Origin of the sequence: Tardiphaga sp. OK245 (assembly GCF_900108575.1) — a bacterium.
Classification (GTDB): Bacteria; Pseudomonadota; Alphaproteobacteria; order Rhizobiales; family Xanthobacteraceae; genus Tardiphaga; species Tardiphaga robiniae.
The window spans coordinates 912,197-929,164 of sequence record NZ_FNWZ01000003.1 but is presented as its reverse complement, the minus strand read 5'-3'; the positions used below and the strand labels follow the sequence as shown (position 1 = coordinate 929,164).

The 16,968-nt window shown below is 61.5% G+C and carries 16 protein-coding genes and 1 tRNA gene; 7 read left to right on the top strand and 10 right to left on the bottom strand.

Annotation, left to right across the window (positions count from 1 at the left end; all coding sequences use genetic code 11):
* Positions 1-272 precede the first annotated feature (272 nt).
* On the top strand, positions 273-512 hold the full coding sequence (locus BLW80_RS16985) for a hypothetical protein (protein WP_093758827.1): 240 nt from the start codon (positions 273-275) through the stop codon (positions 510-512).
* Here BLW80_RS16985 and BLW80_RS16980 read toward each other — a convergent pair.
* The 3 genes from BLW80_RS16980 to BLW80_RS16970 all read right to left on the bottom strand — a co-directional run bounded on the left by BLW80_RS16980 (position 481) and on the right by BLW80_RS16970 (position 1,551).
* A complete protein-coding gene (locus tag BLW80_RS16980) occupies positions 481-759 on the bottom strand; it encodes a hypothetical protein (RefSeq protein ID WP_210185330.1) in 279 nt (92 codons plus the stop codon). The two genes, BLW80_RS16985 and BLW80_RS16980, sit on opposite strands and share 32 nt — an antisense overlap.
* Before the next feature lie 104 nt (positions 760-863).
* On the bottom strand, positions 864-1,082 hold the full coding sequence (locus tag BLW80_RS16975) for a hypothetical protein (protein WP_093759133.1): 219 nt from the start codon (positions 1,080-1,082) through the stop codon (positions 864-866).
* 157 nt (positions 1,083-1,239) lie between these two features.
* Positions 1,240-1,551: a pilus assembly protein PilZ gene (locus BLW80_RS16970; RefSeq protein WP_089267262.1), complete on the bottom strand. Its 312-nt coding sequence runs from the start codon at positions 1,549-1,551 to the stop codon at positions 1,240-1,242.
* 242 nt (positions 1,552-1,793) lie between these two features.
* Here BLW80_RS16970 and BLW80_RS16965 point away from each other — a divergent pair, with 242 nt between their 5' ends.
* Positions 1,794-2,750, top strand: coding sequence for a hypothetical protein (locus tag BLW80_RS16965; protein WP_139285846.1), 957 nt, complete (start codon positions 1,794-1,796; stop codon positions 2,748-2,750).
* Between the two features lie 46 nt (positions 2,751-2,796).
* On the opposite strand, the gene BLW80_RS16960 is transcribed toward BLW80_RS16965, so the two are convergent.
* Positions 2,797-2,873 (bottom strand) — tRNA-Arg (locus BLW80_RS16960).
* 104 nt (positions 2,874-2,977) lie between these two features.
* On the opposite strand from BLW80_RS16960, the gene BLW80_RS16955 reads away from it, so the two are divergent.
* On the top strand, positions 2,978-4,408 hold the full coding sequence (locus BLW80_RS16955) for an O-antigen ligase family protein (protein ID WP_244528273.1): 1,431 nt from the start codon (positions 2,978-2,980) through the stop codon (positions 4,406-4,408).
* On the opposite strand, the gene BLW80_RS16950 is transcribed toward BLW80_RS16955, so the two are convergent.
* On the bottom strand, positions 4,405-5,478 hold the full coding sequence (locus BLW80_RS16950; protein ID WP_093758825.1) for an acyltransferase family protein: 1,074 nt from the start codon (positions 5,476-5,478) through the stop codon (positions 4,405-4,407). The two genes, BLW80_RS16955 and BLW80_RS16950, sit on opposite strands and share 4 nt — an antisense overlap.
* A gap of 228 nt (positions 5,479-5,706) precedes the next feature.
* On the opposite strand from BLW80_RS16950, the gene ilvA reads away from it, so the two are divergent.
* Positions 5,707-7,224 (top strand): threonine ammonia-lyase, biosynthetic, encoded by a 1,518-nt coding sequence (gene ilvA, locus BLW80_RS16945; RefSeq protein ID WP_068730692.1) that lies wholly within the window; start codon positions 5,707-5,709, stop codon positions 7,222-7,224.
* A gap of 159 nt (positions 7,225-7,383) precedes the next feature.
* The gene (locus BLW80_RS16940; protein ID WP_089267265.1) at positions 7,384-7,836 is read left to right on the top strand and encodes a hypothetical protein; all 453 of its coding nucleotides are present in this window, start codon (positions 7,384-7,386) and stop codon (positions 7,834-7,836) included.
* Positions 7,837-7,871: 35 nt separating this feature from the next.
* On the opposite strand, the gene BLW80_RS16935 is transcribed toward BLW80_RS16940, so the two are convergent.
* The 3 genes from BLW80_RS16935 to BLW80_RS16925 all read right to left on the bottom strand — a co-directional run bounded on the left by BLW80_RS16935 (position 7,872) and on the right by BLW80_RS16925 (position 11,674).
* Positions 7,872-10,076 carry a TRAP transporter permease gene (locus BLW80_RS16935; protein WP_093758824.1) on the bottom strand — a complete coding sequence of 735 codons (2,205 nt, stop codon included), beginning with the start codon at positions 10,074-10,076 and terminating at the stop codon, positions 7,872-7,874.
* Positions 10,077-10,121: 45 nt separating this feature from the next.
* Entirely contained in the window at positions 10,122-11,273 is a 1,152-nt protein-coding gene (locus BLW80_RS16930; protein WP_093758823.1) for a TAXI family TRAP transporter solute-binding subunit, read from the bottom strand.
* A 179-nt stretch (positions 11,274-11,452) separates the two neighbouring features.
* On the bottom strand, positions 11,453-11,674 hold the full coding sequence (locus tag BLW80_RS16925) for an acyl-CoA carboxylase biotin carboxyl carrier protein subunit (protein ID WP_093758822.1): 222 nt from the start codon (positions 11,672-11,674) through the stop codon (positions 11,453-11,455).
* Between the two features lie 238 nt (positions 11,675-11,912).
* On the opposite strand from BLW80_RS16925, the gene BLW80_RS16920 reads away from it, so the two are divergent.
* Positions 11,913-12,881 carry an IclR family transcriptional regulator gene (locus tag BLW80_RS16920; protein ID WP_093758821.1) on the top strand — a complete coding sequence of 323 codons (969 nt, stop codon included), beginning with the start codon at positions 11,913-11,915 and terminating at the stop codon, positions 12,879-12,881.
* A complete protein-coding gene (locus BLW80_RS16915) occupies positions 12,811-14,367 on the top strand; it encodes an acyl-CoA carboxylase subunit beta (protein ID WP_093758820.1) in 1,557 nt (518 codons plus the stop codon). The genes BLW80_RS16920 and BLW80_RS16915 overlap by 71 nt, the downstream gene beginning before the upstream one ends.
* Position 14,368: 1 nt before the next feature.
* Here the strand turns inward: BLW80_RS16915 and fabF are convergent, their stop codons facing one another.
* Entirely contained in the window at positions 14,369-15,631 is a 1,263-nt protein-coding gene (fabF, locus tag BLW80_RS16910) for a beta-ketoacyl-ACP synthase II (RefSeq protein ID WP_093758819.1), read from the bottom strand.
* 51 nt (positions 15,632-15,682) lie between these two features.
* Positions 15,683-16,966 carry an MFS transporter gene (locus tag BLW80_RS16905; protein ID WP_093758818.1) on the bottom strand — a complete coding sequence of 428 codons (1,284 nt, stop codon included), beginning with the start codon at positions 16,964-16,966 and terminating at the stop codon, positions 15,683-15,685.
* Between the last annotated feature and the right edge of the window lie 2 nt (positions 16,967-16,968).

The window sequence follows — 16,968 nt, the reverse complement described above, 5'->3', positions numbered from 1 at the left end:
TATACTCAGGCTGTCACGAACAATGAAAGGAGGTGGTCCAGTGTCTAATTCCAAGCGCTGTCACCTCGCTGAGGCCGCCCGCTAGGCTCACTCTTTGAGCTTCGGAAGGGCGTCTCGGCGCCTGGTTCAGCGAGAACAGGGAAGGGGCGCGCCGAGTAATCGGTGCGCCCCTTCTTCTGAGCGCAAACCTGTCGCGCCGTGAAACATGACGCTTGATCTGCCGGTCATCCGTGACAATCTATCAGACGTTGCTTGTGTCCGGAGTAGCAGCAATGCCGGGAACACCGCGCGATCTGGCGGAGAGAATGGCCGCGCGCCAGCAGCGGCGTGCCATCGATGACGGCTATGTGCGCGAGAGCTTCACACAGCCACGCGAAAACGCCCGCAAGACGGCGCGGGCGTTTCTGGACCGGTTTCCGAAGCAGGCTTACATGAGCGAAGTTGAGCGCTGGCGCGAGCTGCCAGACGGCGACATTGAATTTACGATGCGGCGGCTGCGGACCGCTGATTGAGCTGACACGCGGCAATCATCTGGCTGATGTCGTGCTCGCTCATGCCTGTAGCGTCCGATTTTTCGACTGGATCGGCGGCACATGCGTGGATCGCATAGCCGATATCGAGAAGACGGCGCGGCGGATCTTCCTCGCCCAGGCCGACCTCCGTCACCAAACCACTCTCGACGGCATGCCGCCAGACATCTGATTTACTGGGGAAGGCCTTGCTGACTTTGACCGAATTTGAAAACAGCGCGTAGGGCATGCGGCAACCTCCGTGATGAGGCGATAACGCGGAATATGGCATCTGGTTGCGCTGCAGCAAGCCCCACTTTCGTTATCCACGAGGTCGTGATGATCGGTCGGCCGTCAGTCCCGCTGGGTAATCCGCAATTCCAGCAGCGCCATGGTCTGGAGCATCGTGGGATCGCGTTCACCCTCGCTTGTGGTGCGTAGGATGCTTTCGGCGATGGATTGCACGTGAGCGGAGTTGACGGGATGCGGCAGCGTTGAAACAGCCCCGTCCAGCGCCTGTTTCATCACTGAGATTGTGTCTGGCGGAAACGCGGCATGGGAAAAATTCTTCACGGTGGCTCCCGGGTTCAAACGGATAAACGCACCCAACTGTTCACGGGACAACAAGAGTTCGGGCGCGCGAATGTTCCTGCCGCAAAGTTGTGCAGATCCGTGGAGGGCGTCAGCTGCTGCGTGTCGGTGCCAGGTTCCGGAAACGGTCGCAGGGATGTCAGGATTCGGTGTCAGCCGGCCGAGCGGCTTTCTTCTTGGCGCCCTGTCGCAGAAATGTCGCGCCGATTTCCTCGCCATTGACCCAGGCCAGCTCGCAGCGACGGAACGCCAGTCCTGTGGACGACAGCAGCAGGAAGAATTCCTTGAGATTAATGCCCTCGATCGAACTCTCGACGATAAGGCGTGCGCCCGTCTCGGACACGTCCATGATGCGGCAACTGCGGCGCCATGTGCCGTCAATGGCCATGAGCCAGACAGGGAAACCGCGCTCGAACGCGACGCGGCCAGCATTTGGTTTTTCAGGGGTCATCGACGCTTCCTTGGCGCCGGGGATTTTAAATTGGATGGTGGTAACGGCTGGTAAATGCCGCTGACGGCAGACTTTGCGGTTCAGCACGCCATCGAGATGTTGTTTTCAAAGAGCGCGGCGGCGCACAGCCTTATTCGGTTGAATCGTGCAACCGCAACGACGGGTTTCAGACGCGGCGGTTGTGGAGGTGCGCGTTAACGGAATGGTTACAAGCTGGTGCAATGTAAAGTGGAATCCCTGGCTTGTTGAAGGGCCTCGGCGGAGCACGTTACTGCATGAACACGCCAGCTGCCCTGATATCTGCCGGCGTGGGTGCAGCGTTTTTTGCGGCCGCATCCGTGTTCTATTATCAGCCGTCCTTCATTCGGCCCGACTATGCGCTGGATGCCATCCTGACAACCAATAACTCGAAGGCGCGTGCTGCAGTCATGCGACTCTTGCTCAATCCGTCATCTGCGCAATTCGATGGCTTGCGGTCGGTCCAGGTCGATAACAGGAAATATGTTTGCGGCAGCGTGAACGCCAAGGACAAATCGGGAGCTTACACCGGGCATCGAGCTTTCGTTTACACGGTCGCCATCGACTTTGCGCGTATCGACGACGATGGAGAGATCGCGCAACGGCACGATGGGTACAAGGCTTGTCCGGTCTCTGAAGAAGAAGAGAAGCTGGCTCAACAGAAGATCGGCATATCACCCAGTGCGCTCCAGGCGATCAAGCTTGTTCAAAAGACGCTGCCGGCAGCCGATCCGTCAGTGCTCACGGACATGGCGTCGCAACTATCACCTGCGGGCAGTGGACCGGCCGGGACGACCGAGCAGCAACTCGGTCGTCTGGCGGGCCAACCCGGCTCGGGCGGGCAGCAATCGGGAAACCAGCCATTCAAAACCACGCCCGGCCCCGAAGCCGACTGGCGTTCTGACAAGCCGCCGACCGTCTGGCCAGTCTTTCCGCCGGATCACGTGTTGGCAAAGCCTGTGCAGAAACGGACGAATGCCGAGGCGTTGGTGCTGGCAAAATCGGTTGAATATCTCTGGGCGAAGTCCAAAGCGGGAACCTCATCTCAGCGGCCTTCGCCGGACGAAATTCGGGAAGCCCTCCGGGCTCTGATGGCCATTGATGCCAAGAGTGCGGAGTTTCCTCAGGCTTGGGCGGCCTTCGTGCGGCTGCGGACGATCGAGCGCGAAGCGAGAGCCTAGTCTCTGGAAAAGCCGAATGGAAACAGGCGTTTAAGAGCACCAGTCATGGTGCACTCGGAGCGATTCGAACGCCCGACCCTCGGAATCGAAATCCGATGCTCTATCCAGCTGAGCTACGAGTGCGACGGCGGCACCATAGCGGCGAAAGTCGCAAAAGCTAGCCCTGCGATGGGGAGCGTAGCGGTTTTGCCTAACGTCAGGGAGGCTGCTCGCGATAGTCTGCCGTTATGAATCAAGGCCGACTCAAATCCGGTCCGGCGGATTTCGTCCTGTCCGGGTGGCTACCGACTGCGCTGCTTCTGATCGTGACCTTAGTGGTCGGTCCCGCGCTGGGCGGATTGTCGCGTCCGCTCTTCGTGGTCGGCTGCGCTGCTGCTGGCTGGCTGGCCTGGCAACGCAGCACCGCGGCCCATATCCAGTCGGCCATCCTGCTGTTTGCCTTCGCTCCATTCGTGCGGCGCGTGGTCGATGTGTCGGTGGGCTACGACGCGGCCAGCATCATGCTGATCGGGCCGCTGCTGTTCATCCTGACGCCGTTACCGAGCCTGTGGACGTTGCTGTCGTCCCGCGAGCAGTTGCGCGATCCCTGGCTGATCGCGCCGGCTATCGTGCTGGCCTGCATCGCTTACGGTGCCATGCTGTCGGTTTTTCAGAATGACTGGATGAGCGCTGCGACAGGTGCGTTGAAGTGGGCGGCGCCCGTGCTTTACGGCATCGCTTTGCAGCAGCGCGCAAAGTCTGATGGCGAACTCGTCAATGCCATGGCGCGCATCTTTCTGGTGGTGCTGCCGCTGACGGGTCTCTACGGCATATGGCAATATGTCGATCCGCCGAGTTGGGATCGGTTCTGGATGAACTACGCCTCGATCCTGTCGGCAGGGTATCCGCTGCCCTATATGGTGCGCGTCTTCAGCACGATGAACGGGCCCGCGACTTACGCGACCTTCACCGCAACGGGACTGCTGTTGTTGGGCTTTCTGAGACCCGGCTGGCAGTCTCTGATTGCCCTGGCGCCCGCGGCACTGGGCCTGTTGCTGTCGCTGTATCGGACCGGCTGGATCGCGCTCGCGCTGGCCGTGGTGTTCTGCATGGTGTTTCAATCCACACGGCGGCGGGCGCTTGCGACCGGACTTGGCATCGTCGGCGCAGCCATGGCGGCGGTCCTGTTCACGCCCTTCGGCGATGTGATCACCGAGCGGCTGCAGTCGCTTGGCAGTGGCTCCGAGGATGGCAGCGGCAACGAGCGTCTCGAAGAATTCGTGACGCTATGGAATACACCTGACAGCATGGTGGTGGGATCTGGCTTCAGCTTCACCGATATCGGTGTCGCGGGCACCATGCCGGTCGATGGCCAGATCATTGCGAGCTGGCTCACGCTTGGCATTCCTGTCGGACTGCTCTGTTTGGCAGCCTATATCTGGGTCGGGGTCTGGAGCACGTCTGCGGCATGGCGGATGCCGACCAAAGAAGGCGTGGTGCTCGGCGCTCTGTCGCTTGGCGGTATCCTGATTCACTTGCCTCTGACCAGTATCTCGTCAGGTGAGATATCTGCTCTGTTCTGGATGATCTTCGCGATGGCCTGTCCGCACGACCAGACTGTCAGACCTGCCGAGGATGCCGTGATGCCCCTGGAGCAGGCGCGAACCGGCAGAGTTTAGTCTGACCGGGCTGCCTGGCTGACAAACGGAGCGGGTGCAGGTTTGCGCCTCGGCAGTGGCGCAAGCCCGAGTGGTGCCAGCAGGTTCAGCCGCTGTAACACGACATGGGCTACCATGGGCAAGAGTACGCCGGCCGCGGTGCCTGCGAGGAGATAGGCCCACGGCATTGGCGGCACGTGCAGCATCTGCATGATGATCCGCGTTCCCGACCCAGCCATGATGTGCAGCACATAGATCGTCATGGACATGACGCCGACGAGTGCAAGCCAGCGATGCCGCGTCTCGTTCAGCAATTTGCAAAGCAGCACCACGCTGGTGATGCCGAGAATACATGCCGGAAGCGAAGTCGCGCCATTTGCATCGAAGCCGGAGAGCTGTCCTCCAACGGCAACCGCCGCAGTGAAAGCGGTGGCGATCACGGTCAACATGGTCCAGCCCGTTCTCCCACGAGGCTGCCACGCCATCACGATGCGGGTTGCATAGAGACCTGCGACGTAGAACGGCAGGTGATGCATGGTGAGCGCAAGATCGGGGCGGATCGGCAACAGCATGAATACGATCAGGCCAGCGAGCGCGACGGCAATCATGATGATGCGATTGGGAATGAGCACGGCCAGTACGTGGCAGATCATCAGCGCATATAGAAACCAGAATTGCGCCATCGGTCGATACCAGATCGCCGCGAGGTCGTTGGCCGTGATGGGAATATTGGCATTGCGCGATATCAGCATGATCACGCCACCCTGGATCAGCGACCACAGAACATAGGGATAGGCAATCGTCCACGCCTTGCCGGCGAGGAACGTTCGAGTGCCGCGTGCAAGGCTGTGCTGTACGTTCAGACCCGCGAGAAAGAAGAACAGCGGCATGTGGAACGTATAGAGCGTGTAGCTCATCCACTGCGCGAGCGGTCCGTCAGGAAACAGATGCGGCGGTATCAGGCCGCCGAGTACGTGGCCATAGACCACGAGAACGACGCCTATACCGCGTGCAAAATCAATCCAGACCTGACGCGTGCGATCGGTCTGCGATCTTGGTGCTTCTGCATCTTCGGCTGGCGATAGTTGCATCGTAGGACATCGCTGGTTCTGAATATCTGGATCAGCAAGACAACATACGCCGAGAGCCGTACACCATCGTTAACGCCGATCCATGAAATGGCGGTCGGGCGTTCATAGGTGCTTTTCTGGAAAACAGGCTTGATTTCTCGGTCATTTCGGTGCCCATCTGCGCCCACAAGCTGTCGGCAAGCCGTTTTGTGGCCAGTTCGGTCTCTGCCACATGTTCGAGGACTACCTGTGACTGACTACGTTCGCAAAATCCTGGACAGCCGCGTCTACGACGTCGCGATCCAGACGCCGCTGGACCCGATGGTTCGGCTGACCGCGCGCATGGGAAGCCCCGTGCTGCTCAAGCGCGAGGATTTGCAGCCGGTGTTCTCGTTCAAGATTCGCGGCGCGTACAACCGCATTGCGGGGTTGTCCGCGGAGCAGCGCGCGGCCGGCGTGATTTGCGCGTCGGCTGGCAATCACGCGCAGGGCGTAGCGCTGTCGGCGCAGCGGCTCGGGATCAAGGCAACCATCGTGATGCCGGTGACCACGCCGCCGATCAAGATCGATGCTGTCAGATATTGGGGCGGCAATGCCGTGCTGTTCGGCGACACGTTCGACGAAGCAGCGGCGCATGCGCGCAAGCTCGAGGCCGAGCAGAAGCTGACCTTCGTGCATCCCTATGACGATCCCGACGTGATCGCAGGGCAGGGCACCATCGGCATGGAAATTCTGCAGCAGCATCCCGATCCGATCGAGGCGGTGTTCGTGCCGATCGGCGGCGGCGGCCTGGCGGCTGGCGTTGCGTCCTTCATCAAATTCCTGCGCCCGGAGACCAAGGTCATCGGTGTCGAGCCGGTCGATGCCGCATCGATGAAAGCCGCGATAGATGCTGGCGAGCGCGTCGTTCTCAATCGCGTCGGTCTGTTTGCCGACGGCGTGGCCGTGCGCCAGGCCGGCGTCGAAACATTCCGTCTCTGCCGCGAATTGCTCGATGATGTGATCACGGCCGACACAGACGAGATGTGCGCTGCCATCAAGGATATTTTCGAGGATATGCGCGTGATCGCGGAGCCGGCAGGCGCCTTGGCTCTGGCGGGACTGAAGAGCTATGCCGCGAACAACCCGACGCGCACCGGCGCGCTGGTTGCCATCAACAGCGGCGCCAACATGAATTTCGATCGCCTGCGGCACGTCGCAGAGCGTGCCGAGGTCGGTGAAGCGCGTGAGATCCTGCTGGGCGTGACCATTCCGGAGCAGCCCGGCAGCTATCGCCGCTTCATCCAGACCATCGGCAATCACAACATCACCGAGTTCAACTATCGCTATGCCGATGCCAAGGAAGCCAATGTCTTTGTCGGCCTGAAGCTGAGCGGCGCGAAGAACGACAAGGGCGAGCTGATTGGGCAGTTGCAGGCGCTCGGCTATAAGGTGCTGGACATCAGCGCGGACGAAACCGCCAAGCTGCACATCCGCTATATGGTTGGCGGGCGAGCACCGCCCGCTTTGCGGGACGAGGTTATCCTGCGCTTCGAGTTTCCGGAGCGTCCAGGCGCCTTGCTGAAATTCCTCGATCAGATGGGGGCGGACTGGAACATCACGCTGTTCCACTACCGTAACCACGGCGCGGATTACGGCCGGGTGCTCGTTGGGATTGAAGTCCCTCAGGCCGACCGGCCGACCCTGACGCAGCGGCTGACCTCGCTCGGCTATCCCTATGAGGACGAAACGCAAAATCCGGTCTACCGGATGTTCCTGAACGGCTAGGCCGGGTGAGGCAGAGAGTGAGGCAGGGCCGATTTCTGCCTTTTTTTCGCTCAAAGGCGATGCTTAACGGAATACTAGCACTGTCCGGCCAGAGTCGGGCGGTGTGCTGATGCCGGAAAAGGGCGTTGGCTTGGGGTCCCTTACCGGTTTCATCACGCGATGCGCCTTTCGCTGCTGCCTGTCCTGATGTCCCTGCTGGTGCTGTCCGTGGCTCCGGCCAAGGCAGATTTGCGCATCACCCGGGACCACGGCGGCTATGTCGAGGAATACAAGGCCAAGTATGAGCGCATCCGCGACCGCAAGGAGCGGGTGATCATCGATGGCATCTGCAATTCGGCCTGCACGCTGGTGTTCGGCATCGTGCCGATGAACAAGGTCTGCGTGACTCCGCGCGCCAGCTTGGGCTTCCATCAGGCCTATTACGACAAGGCCTTCACCTTCGGCATGAAGGTGATCAGCTACGAGGGCACCTCGGACCTGATGGCCTATTATCCGCCGCCGGTGAAAGACTGGCTTGCGCGTAACGGCGGTCTCACGCCGGAAATGAAGAAGATCAAGAACGGCATGGATCTCTGGAAGATCGTCGATCCCTGCCCGGAAGAGTTCTTCTAGCTTTCAATCTTCACATGACCCGGGCGGGGCTGCAGTTATGACACCGCGAGCCGCGCATCGCCGCGCCTGATGAGTGCCAGCGCGACCAGCACCGTCGGTGCGAGAATGCAGGTGGCGAGGGCAATGATCTGCCACTGTGACAGCGGATTGATGCCGCCGCCGGGTGTCGCCATCACGAAGCCGCCGATCACCAGCAGCACACGTAGTGGCCATTCCATCGCGCCCGCCCGCCGGAGATCGCCCACATAGGCTTGATAGCCCTGGATGCCGCCGCAGATGAAGACAATGCCGAAACAGGCAAGGCCGGTAAGGCCGAACGCTTCGAGGTAGGGGCTGTCGCCCTGCAGTAGCAGCGCCGGATTCAGCACGAAGAAGAACGGGATGAAATAGATGATGCTGCCCACCCACATGGACTCCCAGCCGGTCTTCATCGCCGGCGCGCCGGCGATGCCAGCGGCGGCAAAGGATGCGATGGCGACCGGTGGCGTGATCGAGGACAGCATGCCCCAATAGAAGATGAACATGTGCACGGCCATCTTGTTGAGGCCGAGCTTCTCCAGCGCCGGTGCAACAAGGATAGCGAGGAAGATGTAGCAGGACGTCGTCGTCAGGCCGAGGCCGAGGATCAGGCTGGTGAAGGCACACATGATCAGCAGCAGGAAGACGTTGCCGCCGGCGATCGCCAGAAGGTCGTTGGCCAGGCTCGAGATTACGCCGGTGAGCGAGAACGCGCCGATCAGCAACCCGCAGCCGGCGAGGATCGCGATCAGTTCGACGAAGGTCTTGCCGTTGAGTTCGAGGAAGTGGATCCAGCGCGCGCCGCCCCAATTCTTGCCAGGGAAGAATTCATTGAGCGCAGCGAGGATGCACATTCCCCATAGATAGGCGTTCTGCAGATCGAGCCAATCCATCAATCCGGTCAGCGCAATCGAGAGCGCCAGGACGGCGGTGTTGCCCTTCTTCCATGGTGCCGGGCCTGACCATTGATGCAGGATGACCAGCAAAGCGGTGGCATAGAACGGCGCGTGGCTCTCGCGTTTGAAGTACAGCAACATTACGACAAGGATCGCGATGACAAAGAGATAGTACCAGCCCTCCTTGAGCGCATCCATGAAGCGGGGCAGTTCCGCGCGCGGGATGCCTTCGAGCTTGTGACGCGCGGCGTAGCTGTCGACCTGCGCGAACAGACCGAAGTAATACAAGATCGACGGAATGGTGGCGGCGAGGGCGACGTCGGCATAGCTCGTGTTCATGAACTGCGCCATGACGAAGGCCGTCGCGCCCAGCACCGGTGGCGCCAGCACGGCGCCGGTGGATGCGCAGGCTTCGATCGCTCCTGAATAGGACGGCGTGAAGCCGGTTTTCTTCATCGCGGGGATCGTCATCGTTCCAGCGGTGAGCACATTGGACACGATGCTGCCGCCTACGGTGCCGAGCAGGCCGGATGCAAAGATGCACACCTTTGCCGCGCCACCACGGAAGGTACCGCACATCGCGAAGGCAATGTTGATGAAGAACTTGCCGGCACCGGTCATCATCAGCGCCGTGCCGAACACCAGGAAGCCGATCACGGTGTCGGCAAAGGCCTGGATCGGAATGCCGAGCAGGCTCTCCCCAGATAGCACGTGATAGGCCGTGGTCTGCTCCAGCGTCGACTGGGTGCCGCGGAACGGTCCGAGCCATTTGGCGTCGGCAAACAGTGGATACAGCGTGAAGGGGAAGACGCTGAGCAACAGGCTCCAGCCGCCGGTGCGGCGCAGCGCCTCCATCAGCACGAACCACATCACGAGGCCTGCGGCGATCACGGGTTTAGGTGCGCCGTCGAATTCCCAGCCAAATTGCGCGGCCTTGCGGATGTTCATCATCAGGAAGATCGCGGCCGCGAAGGTCGCGATGAACAGCACGACGTCGTACCACGGCACTCGGTCGAGATCGGCCTTTGACGTTCCCGGAAAGATCAGGAACGTGAATGGCAGCATCAACGCGATCAGCAGATAGAAATATTCGGTGTTGAGTTGCGTGACATCGACAAAGAAGCGCAGCGAAAATTGCTGGTTGATGCAGAGCAGGATGGTTGCGAGCGTGGCCAGTATCAGCGCCCAGCGCCACACGCCGTGCAAGGCGCGAACGCGCGAGACCTCGGACTCCTGGAGGTCGGCGACTCCATGGGGATCGTCGAGTTCCATTTTTACGGGGATGTCGGATGCGGGCCGCGCATGATCGGGTGACGAAATTGACATAATGGCCCCGATTATTGTTCGCGGTTACAGCTAAAAATAACGACGTTATTCGAAGCCGTTCGGCATGCCGGCCTTCTTCAGCGCCGCCGCGCGGGCCGTCATCCAGCCGTCGAGAAACTCCTTTTCACCGGCTGATGCACCGGCCTTGGCGTATTCGCTCCATGCCGCCTTCAAGACGTCCTGCCGCTTCAGCAGTCCGTCATTGTGTGCCTGGTCTTCTGGCGTCCAGTTGCCGGCTTCCTTGAGGGCTTTCACGGCACCGGGATGAAACGGAACGACCCATTTCATGGACTGCGCTTTTACGGCGAGGCCCAAAGCGCCTGGTGCGTTGTCCTTGTAGGCGTCGAAGTTGACGATCATCGCCTTGGTGATCGCGTAGATCTGATCTTCCGCCTGCGAGCCGTAGACGGTCGCGACGGGGTAGGGGTAGGTGCTCATGTTGACCGGCGCTGATGCCGTGATGCCGGCGCCGCAGGTCGCGACATGTGGATTGAAAAACGGTGCCACACGCTTGACGCGCTCCCAGCCGGCTTTGTCTTCCGCGGGGAGGGGCGGCCAGATGATGCCGCGCGGCGATGTCTCGACTTCCTTGGCCGGGCCAGTGATGGTGGTAGCAAAGGCTGCATCGACGTCGTTGTTCACCATGCCTTTCCACATTGCACCGTAGCTTGCGAACTCGATCGGCTTGATGTCTGCCTTGGTGAGACCGCCGAACGCCATGATCGCAAGCGAGTTTTGGTTCAGGGCAGGTGAGCCGACGACGAAGCCGACGCGTTTGCCGCGTAGATCCTTGATCTCCTTCACGCCGATATCGCGAGCGACGCCGAGCGAGGCGCCATTACAGTCGATGGTCGACAGCATGACCTGCGCTGGCTGAGGGCCCCATTCCTTGACGCCGAATTCGAACACGCCTTCCTGCGCGAAGTAGATGCCCGAGCCCATCCAGGCGATCGTGGCGCGACCGGCGCGCAATGGCGCCAGCCGCGCGACATCATTGCCGGCAGGCAGCACACGCACATCGGTGGAATATTTGTCCTTCATCATCTTGCCGACAGCGACGGCGATGTTGAAGCCGGCGGTGCCGGTGTCATAGGCGGTGACCGCCATGGTCGGTGGAAGCTTGATATCCTGTGCGCATACAGCGCCGGTCGTACTGAGCACGGCAACGGACGCCAGCGCGATGAGCCGGTGAAGCATTTTCCCCTCCAGATGCATTCGCTTTGCGAATTGCTTTTTATTGTTCGGCGATCATGTCATCGCCGTCAGGCGCTGACAATGTCCTGAGGCCGTTCGCTGCATGATAGGATCGGTCACCATCTCAGACAGAATGCCGCAGCACATTGGTACGGCAGTCGAGGCCGCCACTGCATGTCTGCTCACGTCTCGACTGTGCCGAGCAACTGTCCTTCCGCGACCACGTCGTCGACCGCGACAATCATCGATTTGATTTTACCTGCGGCAGGAGAGGCGACCGGAATTTCCATCTTCATGGCTTCGATAAATGCCACTTCGTCGCCTTCGTTCACGGAATCGCCGGTTGCGAGCGGCAGTGAGCAGATGCGGCCGGCGACTTCGCTGAGGATCTTGATCTCGGGCATGGTGTTCTCCGCGATCACGCGGGCGGCTGCTCGCTATAGGTGTAGCGCCGACGCGACCGGACAATTCCTAAGAATGAGAAGAAACGAGCAGCTTGGTGTTGTCGCCGCAGATTGCCTGAGGTAGCGTAGCCCGCAAGTGGAATATAATTCCGCACAGTGGAACGGGACGGCGGCGCACATCGGGGCAATCCAACGGATTGGCTCCCCGCGAGATGCGTCGTTTTAAGGGAAACGCATCATGGGACGACGTTCGGAACGGCTCAGCAAACAAGGCATGCTCGCCAGCGACTTGGCAGGCGACGGCGATGTGATCCAGGTGGTCTCGCGCGCCTTTGATATTCTTCGCTGCTTCGAGGGCCATGATGCCCGGCTGGGTAATCTCGAAATTTCCAATCGCTGTGGCCTGCCGCGCTCCACCGTATCGCGCCTGACGCATACGCTGACGCGCATGGGCCAGCTCGCCTATCTGCCTGCAGATCAGAAGTACCGCATCGGATCGAGCGCCGTCGCGATGAGCGCGTCGATGATGCGGGGACTTCAGGTGCGCAATCTGATCCGCTTGCGTCTGCAGGAAGTGGCGGAGCAGGTGCCCGGCACGATCGGCTTCACGATCCCCGATCGTTTCCACATGGTCTATCTCGAATATGCCCGCGCCGATCACGCGCTTGGATTGCATTCGACCACCGGCAGCCGCATTGCCATGGGCCGGACTGCAGCCGGTCATGCCTATACCGCAGCGCTCGACGAAGACGTCGGCAATGCCCTGATCAACGATATCGCGCGCGAAATGCCCGAGGACGCCAAGATCCTGCGCGGCAAGATCGTTGGCAACCGCGAATGTCTGCGTGACAACGGCTACGTTCTCGCAGGTGGCCTTTGGTCGCCGCATATCACCGGCATTGCGACACCGATCTGGTCGCCGCAGTATCAGACCTATGTGGTCGTCACCATCGGTCTGCTTGCCGCCATGTATGACGAGCAGCGCCTGCAGGACGAGATCGCTCCGATCCTGCGGCAGCTCAGCAGCACGATCAGCATGATGGTTCAGAATGCAGATAGCGGCCTGACCAGTGCGCCCGTTCCAGATGCGCCTCCCGCGCCAACAGCTCAGAAAAAAATGCTCCCGGAGGGAATGAATGAACTGGAAGCCGGAACTCGACGACCTCGCCCGGCGCGAAGCCTTCGCGCGGGAGATGGGGGGCGCTGACAAGGTCAAGCGGCAGCATGACCAAGGCCGGCTCACAGTTCGTGAACGTATCGACAGACTGATAGATGCAAAGAGCTTTCACGAAGTCGGGGCAGTCTCCGGCATCGGTGAATACGATGCGTCTGGCGAGCTGAAGCATCTGACGCCGGCGAATTGCGTGTTCGGTCGTGGCAAGATCGACGGCCGTCCCGTCGTCGTCGTTGGCGACGACTTCACCGTGCGCGGCGGTTCGGCAGACGCTTCGATTTCGGCCAAGCCGCTGATGGCTGAGGAAATGGCGCATGACTTCCGGCTGCCGATCATTCGCGTGATCGAAGGCTCCGGCGGCGGCGGCTCGGTCAAGACCATCGAGACCAGGGGCGCAGCCAATCTGCCGGGCGGCGTCGGGGGCACGCGCTGGTACTGGTACACGACGTCCAATCTGGCGCAGGTGCCGGTCGTCGGCCTCGGCCTTGGTTCAGTCGCCGGCCTTGGCGCTGCGCGGCTCGCAGCCAGCCATTATTCGGTGATGACGAAGAATTCCGCGATGTTCGTTGCCGGGCCTCCTGTGGTCGCGCGCCTCGGCCAGTCGCTTGAGAAGAAGGAGCTCGGCGGCGCCGATATCCAGACGCGCGCTGGCGGCGTCGATCACGCCGTGGAGACAGAAGAGGAGGCCTTCGCCTGCGCGCGGCGCTTCCTGTCCTATCTGCCATCGTCCGTCTATGACCTGCCGCCCACGATCGCCTGCAATGACGATCCCGAACGTGCAGAAGAATCTCTGCTGAAGGCCGTGCCGCGCAATCGCCGGCAGGTCTACAAGATGCGCCCGATCATCGACGCCGTCGTCGACAAAGGCTCGTTTTTCGAGATGGCGGCAAATTTCGGCCGGCCGATCATCACCGGTTTTGCGCGTCTCGAAGGCCGTGCGGTACTGCTGCTTGCCAGCGATCCGTTCCACTATGGCGGCTCGTGGACCGCGGAAGCCTGCCAGAAGGTCGTGCGCTTCGTCGACCTCGCTGAGACGTTCCATCTACCTGTCGTCTATCTCATGGATTGCCCGGGTTTCATGATCGGGCTCGATGCGGAGAAGGCAGCGACTATCCGTCACGGCGTGCGCGCCATGGCCGCGGTCAATCAGACCACGGTGCCGTGGTGCACGATCATCATCCGCAATGCGTTCGGCGTCGCCGGCGTGGTGCATCAGCCGGCCAACCGGTTCTCGATGCGTTACGCATGGCCTTCGGCCTATTGGGGCTCGCTGCCGCTGGAAGGCGGCATCGAGGCGGCCTATCGCGCCGAGATCGACGCGGCGGACGATCCAAAGCTCAAGCAGCAGGAAATCGAGCAGCGCCTCAACAAGCTGCGCTCGCCATTCCGTTCGGCCGAGAAGTTCTGGGTCGAGGAAGTCATCAACCCCACGAAGACGCGCTCGCTGCTGTGTGAGTTTGCACGTCTTGCCGAACCGCTCCGCACGGCAGGCCCGTCACGGCTCGCGATGCGGCCGTAAGCTATACTCGCCGCAGCAGCACGCTGGCATTGACGCCGCCGAAGCCGAAGCCATTCGAGAGCACGTGCTCAATGGCCATCGGCCGCGCCTTGCCGCGGATCAGATCGATGCCATCGGCAGACGGATCGGGATTTTCGAGATTGAGCGTGGCCGGAGCGATCTGGTCACGCAGCGCGAGGATTGCGTAGACCGCCTCAAGCCCTCCGGCTGCACCGAGCAGGTGGCCCGTGGCGGATTTGGTTGAACTCACAGCGACTCCGCCGTTCGTTCCGAAGATCGACTTGATCGCTTCGAGCTCGCCGTGATCGCCGACCGGCGTCGATGTGGCATGGGCGTTCAGATGCTGGACGTCGGCAGGCGTGATGTTGGCCTGTGCCAGAGCGATATCCATCGCGCGCCTGGCGCCATCACCGTCCTCGCGGCCGGCTGTCATATGGAACGCATCGGAGGTCGTACCGTAGCCGATCAGTTCGGCAATCGGTTTCGCGCCGCGTGCCAGGGCATGGTCGCGTTCCTCGAGCACCACGATGCCGGCACCTTCGCCCATGACAAAGCCGTCGCGGTCGCGATCGAACGGGCGCGAGGCGCGCTCCGGATTGGCGACGAAGTCGGTGGAGAGCGCGCGAGCGGCGGCGAAGCCGCCGAGGCTGACACGGTCGATACAGGCTTCGGCACCCCCGGCGATGGCGACATCCGCTTCGCCGGAGCGAATGAGACGCGCTGCATCGCCGATCGCCTGCACGCCGGCGGCGCAGGCTGTCACGGGTGCGCCGAGTGCACCTTCGAAGCCGTAGCGGATTGAGATATGACCGGCCGCCAGATTGACCAGGAACGAGGGCACGGTGAACGGTGACAGCCGGCGGATGCCCTTGGTGTCGGTTGTACGGACCGCGTCGGCAATCGCCGGAAAGCCGCCGATGCCGGACGCGACGATCGTGGCGGTGCGTTGGCGTTCTCGCGCATCCTTCGGCTGCCAGCCGGCTTGCGCGATGGCTTCATCGGCAGCCATCAGCGCAAACAGGATGAAGCGATCCATCTTCTTCTGATCCTTGCGCGGCGCCGCCTTGTCAGGATCGAAACCGCCTTCCGGATCGTTCGCGATGTCGGGTACCTGGCCGCCGACCTTGGCGGCGAGATCAGCGGTCATGGCCTCCGGCAACAGGCGGAGGCCGGATTGGCCCGCGAGCAGCCGAGACCAGTTGATTTCGACGCCGCAACCAAGCGGCGACACCGCTCCCATCCCCGTAATTACAACGCGGCGCATGATGTATTCCCGTTCTGATATGAGTGGCGAGCAGCCTGAATCCTGCGGGGATCAGGCGATCGCGACCTTCTTGTCTTTTGAAATCGCCAGCACGATCAGCGCTGCAATAATACATAGCGCACCTGCCGCGAAAAAGGCAGGCAGATAGCTGAGCAGTACCGTGCGCGACAGGCCAGCGCCGAATGCCGCCGTTGCTGCGCCCAGTTGATGACCGGCGAAGATCCAGCCGAATACTAGACCCGCGCGTTCCGGTCCGAACTTGGATGCGGTGAGGCGCACGGTCGGCGGCACGGTGGCGATCCAGTCCAGGCCGTAGAACAGCGCGAACAGCGACAGGCCATAGAACGAGAAGTCGGTAAACGGCAGCGCCAGCAGCGAGAGGCCGCGCAGGCCATAGTACCAGAACAGCAGGTAACGATTGTCATACCGGTCAGACAGCCAGCCTGACGCGATAGTGCCGACGAAATCGAACACGCCCATCGCCGCAAGCAGTCCGGCCGCCTGAATCTGCGGGATGCCGAAGTCGAGGCACATCGGGATCAGGTGCACCTGTACCAGTCCGTTGGTGCTGGCCCCGCAGATGAAGAACGTGGCGAACAGGATCCAGAACACCTTGGTCTGGGCAGCATCGCGCAGGGCACCGAGTGCTGCCGCCATGATCGGCGAGGTGTTCGGTGGCGGAACCGCCAGCGGTTCGGTGCTGGTGTCGCCATAGGGGCGAATGCCAATGTCGCTGGGACGGTCCCGCATCACCAGCAGCACCCCGAGCGCGGCTATGGCCAGCATCACGCACATCAGCGCCAGTGCCCAGCGCCAGTTGCTGTGCTCGGTGATGCTGGCGAGGATCGGCAGAAAGATCAGCTGACCGGTGGCCGCGCTCGCGGTGAGGATACCCACGACGAGGCCACGGCGTGCGCTGAACCAGCGCGCTGCAACGGTGGCGCCGAGCACCAGCGCCGTCATGCCGGTGCCGATACCAACGGCGACGCCCCAGAGCGCCATCAACTGCCAGACCTGCGTCATCCCAAGCGACAATATGAGGCTTGCAGCAACGACGAGCAGGGCAATCAGCGTGACGTTACGCAACCCATAACGGTTCATCAGCGCCGCGGCGAACGGCGCCATCAGGCCGAACAGCACGAAGCGGATCGACATGGCGGAGGAAATCTCCGCGGTGCTCCAGCCGAATTCCTTCTGCAGCGGCACGATGAACACGCCAGGCGCGCCAACCGCGGCAGCGCTGACCAGCGCCGTCACGAAGGTTACGGCGATCATCGCCCATCCGTAATGGATATTGCGGCGGGCGAGGGCAGTCGAGAGCCATCCGGAAATCATCG

Bases quoted from the DNA above. Each gene is read 5' to 3' on its own strand.
- BLW80_RS16985 (WP_093758827.1), top strand. From the start codon at position 273: ATGCCGGGAACACCGCGCGATCTGGCGGAGAGAATGGCCGCGCGCCAG.
- BLW80_RS16980 (WP_210185330.1), bottom strand. From the start codon at position 759: ATGCCCTACGCGCTGTTTTCAAATTCGGTCAAAGTCAGCAAGGCCTTC.
- BLW80_RS16970 (WP_089267262.1), bottom strand. From the start codon at position 1,551: ATGACCCCTGAAAAACCAAATGCTGGCCGCGTCGCGTTCGAGCGCGGT.
- BLW80_RS16955 (WP_244528273.1), top strand. From the start codon at position 2,978: ATGAATCAAGGCCGACTCAAATCCGGTCCGGCGGATTTCGTCCTGTCC.
- BLW80_RS16950 (WP_093758825.1), bottom strand. From the start codon at position 5,478: ATGCAACTATCGCCAGCCGAAGATGCAGAAGCACCAAGATCGCAGACC.
- BLW80_RS16940 (WP_089267265.1), top strand. From the start codon at position 7,384: ATGCGCCTTTCGCTGCTGCCTGTCCTGATGTCCCTGCTGGTGCTGTCC.
- BLW80_RS16935 (WP_093758824.1), bottom strand. From the start codon at position 10,076: ATGTCAATTTCGTCACCCGATCATGCGCGGCCCGCATCCGACATCCCC.
- BLW80_RS16930 (WP_093758823.1), bottom strand. From the start codon at position 11,273: ATGCTTCACCGGCTCATCGCGCTGGCGTCCGTTGCCGTGCTCAGTACG.
- BLW80_RS16925 (WP_093758822.1), bottom strand. From the start codon at position 11,674: ATGCCCGAGATCAAGATCCTCAGCGAAGTCGCCGGCCGCATCTGCTCA.
- BLW80_RS16920 (WP_093758821.1), top strand. From the start codon at position 11,913: ATGGGACGACGTTCGGAACGGCTCAGCAAACAAGGCATGCTCGCCAGC.
- BLW80_RS16915 (WP_093758820.1), top strand. From the start codon at position 12,811: ATGAACTGGAAGCCGGAACTCGACGACCTCGCCCGGCGCGAAGCCTTC.
- fabF (WP_093758819.1), bottom strand. From the start codon at position 15,631: ATGCGCCGCGTTGTAATTACGGGGATGGGAGCGGTGTCGCCGCTTGGT.
- BLW80_RS16905 (WP_093758818.1), bottom strand. From the start codon at position 16,966: ATGATTTCCGGATGGCTCTCGACTGCCCTCGCCCGCCGCAATATCCAT.